The organism is Mesorhizobium sp. M1406, from assembly GCF_040317555.1.
Lineage (GTDB): Bacteria > Pseudomonadota > Alphaproteobacteria > Rhizobiales > Rhizobiaceae > Mesorhizobium.
The window spans coordinates 117887-130247 of the sequence record NZ_JAMYKW010000013.1; the positions used below are offsets into that span (position 1 = coordinate 117887).

Here is a 12361-nt window from a genome sequence, read left to right on the forward strand (position 1 = left end):
CCGAAAAAGCGCTTGCGGCAGCGTAAGTTTCATATAGTGCGTCCCGACCGGAAATTCACCCGGCCAGCATGAAACGCACGGCTCTACCAGGCCGAAAGGCCCAAAATTGTCCAGCCGCTCACGCGGCCTGGTCTCTATCCGCCTTTTGCCTGGCGGCTTGCCGCGCGGCGATCCCCGCCAGCGCAGTGCGGAACAGCTCGATATCCTCAGCGCCCGTCGCCGGACCGATCGACACGCGCAAGGCGCCAAGACTGTCGCCGTATCCCATGGCCTTCAGCACATGGCTCGGTCCGACCTTGCCCGACGAACAGGCGGAGCCGGCCGACAGCGCCACACCGGCCAGATCGAAGGCGATCTGAGCGGTCTCGGCTTTGACGCCCGCAATAGCGAAGAATGTCGTATTGGCAAGCCTTGGCGCACCCGTTCCAAAGATTTCCGCGTCCGGCACCAATATTTTCACCATGGCCTCGATCTCGTCGCGGCGCTGCCGCACCGCATCCATGGCCGGCAGCCCGGCCAGACCCTCACGCGCAGCCGCGCCAAAACCGGCAATGGCGGTGAGGTTTTCGGTGCCGCCACGGTGGCCCTTTTCCTGGCCGCCGCCGTTGATCAGCGGCTGCGGCATCATCAGATCGGAGGCGGCGACGATGGCGCCGACGCCCTTGGGGCCGCCGACCTTGTGCGAGGACAGTATCAGATAATCAGCGTAACCCGCTGACATGTCGATCGAAACGCGCCCCGCAGCCTGAACGGCGTCGACGACGAGGATGCCGCCCGCTTCCTTGACGATCCCGGCGATGCGATCGATCGGCTGAATGACCCCGGTCTCGTTGTTGGCAGCATGGATGGCAACCAGCGGCAGGCCATCGGCCTTGTCATGCTCGGCAAGCACAACGGCCAAGGCCGCAAGGTCGGCGATGCCGTTGGCATCGACGCCGATCCGTGTCACCTGCGCTGCCGGGAAGCGTCCGCCATTCAGCAGGCAGGGGTGATCGGCTTCGGACACGTAAAGCCGGCTCATGCGCACAGGGCCGCGTCCCATCCGCCAGTCTGATGTCAGCAGCGTCGAGGCGGCTTCCGTCGCGCCGGAGGTGAACACGACATGCTCTGGCTTGGCGTTGACCAGTGCTGCCACGTCACGCCTTGCGGTCTCGATCAGACGGCGTGCGGCGCGCCCTTCGGCATGGACCGACGACGGGTTGGCGACGATATCAAGCGCCGCGACCATAGCCTCGCGGGCCACTGCAAGCAGCGGCGCACTGGCATTGTAGTCGAGATAGGCTCGATTTGCGGCCATTTTCGTCCAGTTGGTCCCGTCAGAAGCCATTCCGCCGACGTATCGCGTTATTTCCTTGAAATTCCAAGGCGAGGCGTCCTATTTACCCGGCTTGCGGCGCGGGTGGCCCGGCTCGATGTCTTGCCACTCAGTTTTGAACAATTCTAAACTAGCTTCTAAGAAGACGCTCGCCCTGCGTCAAGGCCAGAGGAAGACTTGTTCCGGGCGCCGCGCATTCGTATGCAAGTGGAGTATTTTATGCCTGAGGTCATTTTCACCGGCCCTGCCGGCCGTCTGGAGGGGCGCTACCAGCCTTCCAAGGAAAAGAGCGCGCCGATCGCCATCGTTCTGCACCCGCACCCCCAGTTCGGCGGCACGATGAACAACAAGATCGTCTACGACCTCTTCTACATGTTCCAGAAGCGGGATTTCACCACGCTTCGCTTCAATTTCCGCGGCATCGGTCGCAGCCAGGGCGAGTTCGATCACGGCACTGGTGAGTTGTCGGATGCCGCCGCGGCGCTGGATTGGGTGCAGTCGCTGCATCCGGATTCCAAGAGTTGCTGGGTCGCCGGTTACTCCTTCGGCTCCTGGATCGGCATGCAACTCCTGATGCGCCGGCCGGAGATCGAAGGCTTCATCTCGATCGCGCCGCAGCCCAACACCTATGATTTCTCGTTCCTGGCGCCCTGCCCTTCATCGGGCCTGATCATCCATGGCGATGCCGACAAGGTGGCGCCGCCGAAAGATGTGCAAGGCCTGGTCGACAAGTTGCACACGCAAAAAGGCATCACCATCACGCAGAAGACCTTGCCCGGCGCCAACCATTTCTTCTCCAACGACGCCGACCTGTTGCTCGAGGAATGCGCTGATTATCTCGACCGCCGGCTTGCCGGTGAATTGTCGGATCCGCGGCCGAAGCGGCTGCGTTAAGCAAAGGAAGGGCGGCGGCGGTGTACGAGCCTCCTCATTTCAGGGAAACGCGGCCGGACATACTGCACGGGCTGATCCGGGCGCACCCGCTCGGGCTGTTGATTTCCAACGGACCCGAGGGCCCGGTCGCCAACGCCATCCCGTTCCTGCTCGACGCCGACGTCGGGCCGAACGGCCGGCTGCGGGCGCATCTGGCGCGGGCCAACCCGCAATGGCGCCTGTTGGCCGACAATCCGGCTTCACCAGTGCTGGTCGTCTTCCAGGGCAGCGATGCCTATGTGACGCCGTCCTGGTACGAGACCAAGCGCGAAACCGGCAAGGTGGTGCCGACCTGGAATTATGCCATCGTACAGGTGCGCGGCACCGTCACGGTGATGGACGACCAGGACTGGCTGGCGCGGCAGATCGCCGATCTGACCGCGTCCCAGGAAGGTACTCGCGAGACGCCCTGGGCGGTGACCGACGCGCCGGCGCCCTTCATCCAGTCGCAGATCAAGGGCATTATCGGGCTGGAAATCGAGATCAGCGAAATCCACGGCAAGTGGAAGGTCAGCCAGAACCGGCCTGTGGCCGATCGCGTCGGCGTTGCCCAAGGGCTCGAAAGCGAAGAGCGCTCGTCGCCCGACATGGCCGGCATGGTGAGATCTTACGGCGGTCTGGACGGGAATTAAGCTTCGGGCCAAACCGGACGCTCAGGTCTTCCGGCTTGGTCTGATCAGCCAAAACGTCTTCTTGCGGACCGGCAATCCCGACGGCATCGGCCGAAAGATGAAACCGAGCCGGGCAAAGATCAGCCCGCAGGCAATCGCGAAGGCGCAGCCGAGGCCGAAGCCGGCAACAGTGTCGCTGGGATAATGCGCGCCAACGAATACCCGCGTCGAGGCGATGCAGGCCGTGATCGCCAAGGCGATGTACCAGCGCCTCGGAAACAAAAGCAGGGCCACCCCGAAAACGGCGCCCATGGTCGTGGCATGGCCGGACGGGAAGCCGGCGAAGCGCGCATCAAAAGCGAAGGGACGCAAGGCCAGCACACCAAAGTCGCCGAAATAGAGCGGGCGAGCCCGACCGATCGCGTATTTCAGCACATTGACGGCGAGGCCCGACAGGCCGACGGCGCCCAGCACCAGAAAAGCCAGGCAGGTCCAGTTGTAGACGAGCATCAGCGAGCGCCTCGAGAGGCTTCGCCAGTCCGTCAGGTTCGCGGCGACGAGCAGAAGCGCCGACGGAATGAGATACCAGCCACCCAGGCCGAACTGCGTGAAAAAGTCGGCAAGCCCGGCAAATTTCGCCGACCACTGGCCGTGAAGCATTCCAGCCGGAGTGTCGAGGCGAACGAACGCTGCCGCCGTCAGCAGAACCCAGACCAGCACCCAGACCGACCACAAAATGTTCGGGTATCTGGCCGGACGAACGGCAAAGCGCCTTTTGGCGATCCGTATCGTATCGCGAAAATTGTCGAGGGACCGGCGACCTACCCCAAGGAGCAGACCGGAAACGGAAGGGCGCGATTTCACCAGCATTGGAGATTCGACCCTGTCATCGACCAGCGATCATTGGGCCACACGATAGAGGCCGAGCGACAGTTTGTCTCCCGACGAATAGTTGAGCCCGTCGATCCGGGCAACGCGGCTCGCGGATTTGCCTTGTGCCGCCAGCAGGCCATTCAATTTCTGCTCATCGCCAACCTGTGCCAGCGCCAGCGCGCAGGCCGGGTCGGCAAGCAGATGTTTGGCGACGCCATCGACATCGGTCAGAACCGTCTTCGTGCCGACAAGGAACACCAGGCTCGGCTCGTGATATTCCGCCGAGGCGAGCACCGTGGTGTCGCAAGGCCTGTTGGCGCGGACCGCCGCTTCGATGGCCGGGCTCAGCCAGATCGGCTTCAGTGACGGCGCGATGACGCCGAATAGCAAGCCATAGGTGATGCCCGCGCAGGCCGCGATGGCGCCGATGCGGCGCAGCGGCACTTGCAGCTCCCTGGAAAAAGCGAAGTAGCCCGCCCCCAGTGCTGCCGCGGCCGCCGGAATGCTCCACCAGGAGAAGGTGCCAGTGAGGTAGATCGGCGCTCCGATGCAGACCGCCGCAAGGCCGAAACTGACCACGACCAGACCAAATGCCGTCGACCACCACAGCCAATTCTGCCAGCGCCGGAGCGGCGCATTCGCATCACGCGGCGACAATGTCAGCAGCCAGCCGATCAGCAGCGCCATGCCGGGATAGGCCGGCAGGACATAGTGCGGCAGCTTGGTCGGGATCAGCTCGAACACCAGCCAGAACGGAATGTACCAGGCGAGGCAGAAGCGCAGCCGGGGATCGTCGCGCAGCCGGTTGAGGGCCTGGAGCCCGGCGCCGATCGCGATCAGGCCGAAGGGCCACATGAACAGCGAATAGGTCAGCATGTAGAAACCGGGCGGCAGGCCATGCGACTCCTCGCCCTGGGCAACCTTGGCCACCATGTCCTTGCCGACGGCCTCCTGCAAAAAGGCGCCGCCGCTCTTCCAGGTGATGAGGACGACCCAGGGCAGGACGATAAGGAGCACCAGGGCGACACCGCGCACGAGCTTCAGCTTCAGGAGCCAGCGCCAGTCGCGCTCGAACGCAAACAAGGTGGCGACCGTCAGCACCGACAACAGCGGGGCGACGGGTCCCTTGATAAGGATTCCCAGCCCTTGAGCCGCCCAGAAGATCCACGGCAGATGGCTGCCTACCCGTTCGTTCCGGCGCGCTGCCAGATAGATCTGGGCAAGCGCGCCTTGTGCCGCCACGCAGCAGGCCAGCAGCATGGCGTCGGTCTTGGCGTCGCGGCCCTCGAAGGCGGTCGCGAAGATCGCCGCCATCATCAGGCCGGCAGCGAGACCTGCATTGGCACCGAAGAGCTTGGTGCCTGTCCAGGCGATGCCGACGACGGCCAAGGCAATGCCAAGCATGGAGACGAGGCGGTAGATCCAGATCGGCGCCGCCGCCCCCTCGCCGCTCAGCGCCACGGCCGCCGATTGCAGCCAGTAAATGCCGATCGGCTTCTTGTAGCGCGAGGCATCTTGAAAACGGATATCGACATAGTCGGAGGTTTCGACCATCTGCTTGGTGGCCTGGACAAAACGCGACTCGTCGCGGTCGACTGGTGGAAGGCTCGCCAGCCCGCTGAACGTCATCAGCAGGCTGAACAGAAAGAGGAGAAGATAATTCCTGTTCATCGCGGGAGCTTTCCGGATCTGATCTGCGGGATGGCCCCGTCGCGGCGCCTCAGGCCCTGCCCCTGCGCGGCGCCTCAATACGCCAGCCAAAAGAATGAGGCAAGAAGTGGGCTTGGCCATCCGCACGGGCCGCAAAACCGGAAACCACTTTTGCTAACCGCGCTTGGGTGCTAAACGCCCGCGTTCATGCACACCCGAGCCGCGGCGGCCGGGCGCTTTCGGGAAAGAAACAATGTCCGCCTTCAAATCCGATTTCCTGCGCACGATGAGCGAGCGCGGTTTCATCCACCAGACCTCGGATGATGCCGGTCTCGACGCAATCTTCGCCAAGGAGACGGTGACGGCCTATATCGGCTTCGACGCGACCGCCAAAAGCCTGCACGCCGGCTCGCTGATCCAGATCATGATGCTGCACTGGCTGCAGCAGACCGGTCATCGGCCGATCGCGCTGATGGGCGGCGGCACCTCGATGATCGGCGACCCATCGTTCAAGGACGAGGCGCGCAAGCTGCTGACCCCACAGGACATCGACGACAATCTCGCCGGCATCCGCCGCAACTTCATGCCGTATCTCAAATTCGGCGGCGGCCCCAATGACGCCATCATGGTCAACAACGCCGACTGGCTGATGGAGATCAACTACGTCAATTTCCTGCGTGATGTCGGCCGTCACTTTTCCGTCAACCGCATGCTGGCCTTCGATTCCGTCAAGCTCCGGCTCGATCGCGAGCAGTCGCTGTCGTTCCTCGAATTCAACTACATGATCCTGCAGGCCTATGATTTCGTCGAGCTTTACAAGCGCCTCGGCTGCCGCCTGCAGATGGGCGGCTCCGACCAGTGGGGCAACATCATCAACGGCATCGATCTCGGCCGCCGCATGGAGGACGCGCAGCTCTACGCGCTGACCACGCCGCTGCTCACCACCTCGTCGGGTGCCAAGATGGGCAAATCGGCATCGGGCGCGGTCTGGCTCGATGAAGAGATGCTGAGCCCCTATGAATTCTGGCAGTACTGGCGCAACACCGAGGATGCCGACGTTGCCCGCTTCCTGAAACTCTACACGACGCTGCCCCTGGACGAGATCGCGCGGTTTGAGCGGCTCGGCGGGTCCGAAATCAATGAGGCCAAGAAGATCCTCGCCACCGAGATCACCGCCTTGCTGCACGGTCGTGCAGCCGCCGAACAAGCCAGCGATACGGCGCGCAAGACGTTCGAGGAAGGCGCGCTCGCGCAATCGCTGCCGACCGTCGAGGTTGACAAGGCCGCTCTCGAAGCCGGCGTCGGCGTCCTGTCGCTGCTGGTCACCGCGGGGCTGGCGGCGTCGAACGGTGAGGCACGGCGGCACGTGCAAGGCGGTGCCGTGCGCCTGAACGACGAGCCGGTCAGCGACGAGCGCCGGCTGGTGACTTCAAGGGATTTGAGTCCGGAAAACGTCGTAAAGCTGTCTTTGGGAAAGAAAAAACACATTCTGGTGCGGCCGATTTGAGATCGCTCACCGGTACTCGAAGATCGACCTGAATATCCCGGGCGCGATCACCGACAGCGGATTGATGTCAAGCAGCGGCTTGTTGGCATTGCCCTTGAGCCGGTAGGTAACGCCGATCAGGCCGCGGTCGCGGCCATTGCCGAGCAGCGCGCCAACGATGGGCAATTCGCCGAAGATGCGATTGAGGCCATAGACCGGCATGAATGTGCCGGTCATGTCCATGTTGTTGTTCTGGTCGTAGAGCGTGCCCTGGAACGTCGTGCCGATGCGCGGACCGCGCAGCACGCCATTGGCCAGTTTCAGATAGCCGCTGCCCTTGTCGATCTCGGCGTAACCGCGTTCGAACTTCACCCGCGACGTGTCCAGTTTGCCCTTGACCGCCTGATTGAGGCTGCGGCTGTCGCCGGCCGGCGTGGTCGAGACGATGGAGGCGAGCTTCGGTTCGTTGACCACGAAAAAGTTGCTGGTGTCGACCTTGCCCTTCAGCGCTCCGTCGCTCGGCCCCGCCAGTGCCAGGATGATCGTTCCGCCTTCCATGTGCTCGTAGATGTTGAGGAACCTGAGGATGGCGCCGGCGTCGGCGGACTGCATGTTGAGCGCGCGCCGGCCGGCTCCAGTGGTGTTGCTGATGCTTATGGCGGCGCCCGAACTTGCCGTCGCGCTGACCTTCAGCCCGTTCACCCGCGAACCGGCCGCGCTGTAGTCGAGCTTCAAATTGGACAATTGCTCGTCGTGGAAACCGGTCAGCCGGTCGACATCGGCGCTGACGGAAATGGCGTCGGAACCGGTGGTCTTGGTCGCTGTGTCGACATCCGAGGTGAACTGCTTGATGAGCGAGCGGGCATCCAGCGCATTGCCTGATATGTCGACCGCATAGCCCTTGCCGGACCGCTTCACCGACACCGCGACGTCGTCGCCCCTGTTCAAGGTGACCTTGCTGAACCGCGCCGATGACAGAGCACCATTGACCAGCACGATGCTGCCGTCGACGGAGAAACTCTTTCCGTCGAGGTTGAAGTCGGACAGCGTCGTCGTGTCGCCGGCCTTGGTCATGACGAATGTGACATTGGCGGGGACCCCAGCGCCCTTGCTCCAACCCGCCCAGGGGATGTCCAGCCTGGCATTGGCCAGATCGGCCGAGACGTTCTGGTTGCCGCTCCCATTCTTGTCGATCGCGACTTTCACCGTTCCGGCAAGCAGCGGCTTCAGACCGGGCATGGCGGCGGCGCGGACCTTGTCGTCGAGCACCATGGCTACCTTGCGGCTTCGCGCCGGCCCATCATCCCTGAGGGGCTCGATCAGATCGAGTTCCGCCGGTATGCCGTTCAGCGACGCCTTTGCGGAGATCACCGCCTTAACAGGGTCGACCGTGATCGAACCGTCGGCATCCGTCACGGTCTGCCCCTCGAAAGGCTTGGCCAACGACATGCCGGTATAGTCGAGCGACACCAGCCAGTCGAGCTTGGAACTGTCGACGCCGGACTGCAGGGGAATATCCGCCTTGACGTGGCCGGTGACGCTGCCCGACAGCTCTTCGGGCAGAATTCCGACATGGCGCATGGCGTTGATCGGCTCGTAGGATGCGAGTTCGGCAACAGCGGATGCGTCGCCGTCAACGTCGATGTCGAGCGCGCCGATGACCGGCGGGCGATTGGCCGCCTTGACCGTCAATGTACCGTTGCTGGCCGCCACGGTGCGACCGCTGGGCATATAGACGGTGCCCGAGGACAGGGAGACATCGACATCGTTGCCGTGGAAGCCGACGACGCCAACCGCGTCGCGTATCGGCGGAATGCGGCCGGCCGTGTCGAAGCGCGATCCCTCGATCTGGAAGCGGCCGAATATTTCGTCGGCGGACAGCGGCACGCCGTTGCCCAGCCGGCCCGGCACGACCTGGAACTGGAGGTTGGCGTCGACGACGCGGCCGCCGAACAGATTGGCGAGCACCCACAGCCTGGCGTTGCGCGCCGAAAACCACGGCCACAGCTGCTTGACGTGAGAGACCTGCATGTTGTGGATATTGATGGCAAGGTTGATCCCCGGCGCCTTGCCGTCGACGAACGCCACGGCAGCGGTGCCAAGCACTTCGCTGGAGGCAGCGGACCGAAGCGCGATCTGCTCGGCGACCAGCCTGTGGCTCACCGTGTTGTAGACACCGGCAATCCGGGCGAGGAAGGTCAGCGCTGGCTCAGGCGACTCCGAAGGCGCAAGCGACGAACCGTCGCTGGTCAGGTCATAGCGATAGGAAGGCTCCTCACCCGCCGCCCCGCTTGCCGGCTTCGGACCGATCGAACCGGCGAAATCGAATGTCGAGCGACCGGTCTTCAGCAGCAATCTGTCGACCTGGACCTTGTTGCTGCCGGAAACAAGCGTCGCATCGACATCGACGTCAGCCGGCAGCAACCCGCGCGTGCCTAGATCGAGAATGGAACCAGTCGACGACAAAAGAGCCGTCAGCCGCGATGCATTCGCCCCCGATCCTTCCGATCCCGTCAGCTTCAGCGCGACCGCGCCCAACTTCCCGGCAGCGGCCGCGGGGTCGCCGGCATCCGCCAGGTCGATGCTGGCATCCAGCGCCGTGACCCGGTGTGCCGCGATGTCGCGGGTGGCGGAAGCGGCAACGGTAACCGTCCTGCCGTTGACATCCGCCTTGGATGAAAACCGCATGCCGCCCGGTCCCGACTGCACGACGGTGGCGTCGGTTATATTGAACAGCTTGATCGTTCCGGTTTCGGGCAGCACGAATTCGACATTGCGAAGATCGATCTGGCGCAGCGAATCTTCCCGCACGGCATCGAGCGCGCGGTTGACGTTTCCGAACACCGCATTGGACAGCTTCTCCGGATCGATGAGGCCGTCCGCATTGCGCAGGGCGGCGGTCCAGTCGCCACCGGACGGCATCGCCGCCACGACAATGCGGGCATCGGAGATCCTGGCGCTGGTCAGCCGCACATCCCCCCACAGCAGCGGAACCAGGCGAACGCCGAAGCGCACGTGGCCGGCATCGGCCATCGGCTTGCCGTCGGCGGTCTTCAAGCTGACGTCGCTGACCTGGAGAGCTATGAAACTCGAACTGTCGAGAGTGATGCGCGCCGGCCCGACCGCGACATTGACATCGACGCCGGCCAGTTTCTCAAGAGCCGTTTCCGCCTCGATACGAAGCCGGTCGGCCCCGATGCCGGAGGCGCCAACCAGATAAACGAGTACGGCGGCCAGCAGCACGAGAGCGACCAGACCGGCGAATGCCCTTGCCAGGATGCGAAAGCCGCGCCCGATCGACGCCTGACCAAGTGGCGGCACGCGGCAGGCGGACGGAAAAGCCGCCAGGTCGGTGATCTCATCACGCCTGAACCGGATCTTCTCGTGCTGCGGTTGCTCCTGATCCACGCAATTTTCCGTTGTACGAACTCGATCGTGGACGAATCCCCGCTCGACACTATATCGGTGTGGCTTCGCGCGTAACCTCAAACAAGGGCATCGGTATGGCTGACCTCGACGTAGGCGATCTTGCGCCGCAATTCGATCTGCCGCGCGACGGCGGCGGATCGCTCAGCCTTGCCGCATTCTCCGGCAAGCCCATTGTCCTCTATTTCTATCCGCAGGACGACACAACAAGCTGCACCCAAGAGGCGATCAGCTTTTCGCGGCTGAAGCCGGACTTCGAGAAGGCGGGCGCCGTGGTGATCGGCCTGTCGCCCGACACCGCCGGGAAGCACGACAAGTTCAAGTCGAAATACAATCTGACCATCGACCTTGCCGCCGACGAGGAGCGCAAGGTGATCGAGGCCTACCATCTGTGGGTCGAGAAATCGATGTATGGCCGCAAATACATGGGCGTCGAGCGCGCGACGTTCCTGATCGGACGCGACGGGCGGATCGCCAGGATCTGGCGCAAGGTCCGCGTCAAGGGCCACGCCGAGGAAGTGCTCGAAGCCGTTCGTGCGCTTTGAGGATTGCCGGCACGGCTGTTCGTGCCTTCCCTATGCTCGCCTGACGGGCGTCGCCGCAGAGCCGGTGCACCACAAGCCTTTGTTAACCTTAATAATGTGTAGTCAAGCTGTCGTGGTGTCGTAACCGAAAGCTTGGTCCCGTGAACGCAACCGGTCAGTCAGCAGTCTTCGGCAGGCGCAAGGAGCCCCATACGGTCATCATCGCCCGGGGCAACGAGATCAGGCACTTCACCATCCGACCCTGGCTCGCGGCCTTTATCGGCTCGGCGCTGGCCGCCATCGCCATCGGGTACCTCCTGGCGACCTCCTATCTCGTGCTGCGTGACGATTTGATCGGCGCCACCACCGCGCGGCAGGCACGCATGCAGCAAGCCTATGAAGATCGCATTTCGGCGCTTCGCGCCCAGGTCGACCGCATCACCAGCCGCCAGTTGCTCGACCAGCAATTGATGGAAACCAAGGTCAGCGAACTGCTTGAACGCCAGAGCCAGCTGAGCCAGCGTCATGGTCGGCTTGGCCCGCTGCTCGAACGCGCCGAGAACGAAGTTGGCGCCGCGCCGGCCGAGGATCCGGCAGCGGTTTCGAAGCCGGACAAACGCGCCGAAGTGACCGGTAGCATCAAGGAACCCGCGCGGAACTATGCGGTCGCCAGCCTTGGCGCCGACCTCGGCGCCGGCGACACCAGGCCGTTTTCGCTATGGTCGACCCGCTCCGATCCGCTGCCCAACGATTCAGCCGCGGATCGCGCCGACAAGCTCTTCGTCTCGATCAACCAGTCGCTGAAATCCATCGAGAACGACCAGCTGACCCGCATCAGCACGCTTGCCGACAACGCCTACAAGAGCGCCGACGCGATCACCCAGGCGCTTCAAGCAGCAGGCCTGCCGGTCGACAGCGATTTCGGCAAGAGCGATAGCGATGTCGGCGGACCGCTGATCCCGCTCGATTCCTCGATGAGGTTCGACAGCAAGGTCAAGGAGTTGGACGAGGCGCTTGACGCGCTCGACCACCTCAAGAAGGAAGCGCGCCGGCTGCCACTCACCAACCCGGCGCCGGGCCACTCCGTCACCAGCCCGTTCGGGGTGCGCACCGACCCCCTTCTCGGTACCGCGGCGCTCCATTCCGGCATGGATTTCAGGGCGCCGATCGGCATGGCCGCCAAGGTCACGGCTCCCGGTATCGTCACCAAGGCCGGCTGGAACGGCGGCTACGGCCGCATGATTGAAGTCGACCATGGCAATGGTTTTGCGACGCGCTACGGGCATCTCAGCGAGATCGGGGTGACCGTTGGCGAGAAACTGGACGCCGGCGCCGTCATCGGCAAGACCGGCAGCAGCGGCCGCTCGACCGGCCCGCATCTGCATTATGAAGTCCGCCACAATGGCGAAGCGATCGATCCCTTGCGCTTCCTCACGGTCGGCAGGAAGGTCGCACAATACCTCTGAGGTGCGCAAGGCTTTGAGTTGGCCATCTGCTTCGCGAGCGGCTCGGTCGTTTCGCGCCCACCCCGACATCACGGGCC

The 12361-nt window shown here is 63.6% G+C and carries 9 protein-coding genes; 5 read left to right on the top strand and 4 right to left on the bottom strand.

The annotated features are described in order from the left end of the window. Positions 1–118: 118 nt before the first annotated feature. A complete protein-coding gene (locus NKH03_RS14165; protein ID WP_352968833.1) occupies positions 119–1297 on the bottom strand; it encodes a cysteine desulfurase family protein in 1179 nt (392 codons plus the stop codon). Positions 1298–1534: 237 nt separating this feature from the next. Between NKH03_RS14165 and NKH03_RS14170 the strand changes: the two genes are divergently transcribed. Next, positions 1535–2209: an alpha/beta hydrolase gene (locus tag NKH03_RS14170; protein WP_013532163.1), complete on the top strand. Its 675-nt coding sequence runs from the start codon at positions 1535–1537 to the stop codon at positions 2207–2209. Between the two features lie 20 nt (positions 2210–2229). Continuing rightward, the gene (locus tag NKH03_RS14175; RefSeq protein WP_352968834.1) at positions 2230–2880 is read left to right on the top strand and encodes an FMN-binding negative transcriptional regulator; all 651 of its coding nucleotides are present in this window, start codon (positions 2230–2232) and stop codon (positions 2878–2880) included. A gap of 21 nt (positions 2881–2901) precedes the next feature. Here NKH03_RS14175 and NKH03_RS14180 read toward each other — a convergent pair whose 3' ends face one another. After that, positions 2902–3729 (bottom strand): phosphatase PAP2 family protein, encoded by an 828-nt coding sequence (locus NKH03_RS14180; protein ID WP_352968835.1) that lies wholly within the window; start codon positions 3727–3729, stop codon positions 2902–2904. Between the two features lie 30 nt (positions 3730–3759). Continuing rightward, complete coding sequence (locus NKH03_RS14185) at positions 3760–5403, bottom strand: ArnT family glycosyltransferase (protein ID WP_352968836.1); 1644 nt, start codon at positions 5401–5403, stop codon at positions 3760–3762. Positions 5404–5635: 232 nt separating this feature from the next. Here NKH03_RS14185 and tyrS point away from each other — a divergent pair, with 232 nt between their 5' ends. After that, positions 5636–6889 (top strand): tyrosine--tRNA ligase, encoded by a 1254-nt coding sequence (gene tyrS / locus NKH03_RS14190; protein ID WP_352968837.1) that lies wholly within the window; start codon positions 5636–5638, stop codon positions 6887–6889. A gap of 6 nt (positions 6890–6895) precedes the next feature. Here the strand turns inward: tyrS and NKH03_RS14195 are convergent, their stop codons facing one another. After that, a complete protein-coding gene (locus NKH03_RS14195) occupies positions 6896–10276 on the bottom strand; it encodes a hypothetical protein (RefSeq protein ID WP_352968838.1) in 3381 nt (1126 codons plus the stop codon). Positions 10277–10371: 95 nt separating this feature from the next. Between NKH03_RS14195 and NKH03_RS14200 the strand changes: the two genes are divergently transcribed. Both NKH03_RS14200 and NKH03_RS14205 read left to right on the top strand, forming a co-directional pair. Further along, positions 10372–10839, top strand: coding sequence for a peroxiredoxin (locus NKH03_RS14200; RefSeq protein ID WP_352873386.1), 468 nt, complete (start codon positions 10372–10374; stop codon positions 10837–10839). Positions 10840–10979: 140 nt separating this feature from the next. Next, a complete protein-coding gene (locus tag NKH03_RS14205; RefSeq protein ID WP_352968839.1) occupies positions 10980–12284 on the top strand; it encodes a M23 family metallopeptidase in 1305 nt (434 codons plus the stop codon). The last annotated feature ends 77 nt before the right edge of the window (positions 12285–12361 follow it).

Excerpts from the sequence above, each read along its gene's own strand:
- NKH03_RS14165 (WP_352968833.1), bottom strand. The coding sequence starts at position 1,297 with ATGGCCGCAAATCGAGCCTATCTCGACTACAATGCCAGTGCGCCGCTG.
- NKH03_RS14170 (WP_013532163.1), top strand. The coding sequence starts at position 1,535 with ATGCCTGAGGTCATTTTCACCGGCCCTGCCGGCCGTCTGGAGGGGCGC.
- NKH03_RS14180 (WP_352968835.1), bottom strand. The coding sequence starts at position 3,729 with ATGCTGGTGAAATCGCGCCCTTCCGTTTCCGGTCTGCTCCTTGGGGTA.
- NKH03_RS14185 (WP_352968836.1), bottom strand. The coding sequence starts at position 5,403 with ATGAACAGGAATTATCTTCTCCTCTTTCTGTTCAGCCTGCTGATGACG.
- tyrS (WP_352968837.1), top strand. The coding sequence starts at position 5,636 with ATGTCCGCCTTCAAATCCGATTTCCTGCGCACGATGAGCGAGCGCGGT.
- NKH03_RS14200 (WP_352873386.1), top strand. The coding sequence starts at position 10,372 with ATGGCTGACCTCGACGTAGGCGATCTTGCGCCGCAATTCGATCTGCCG.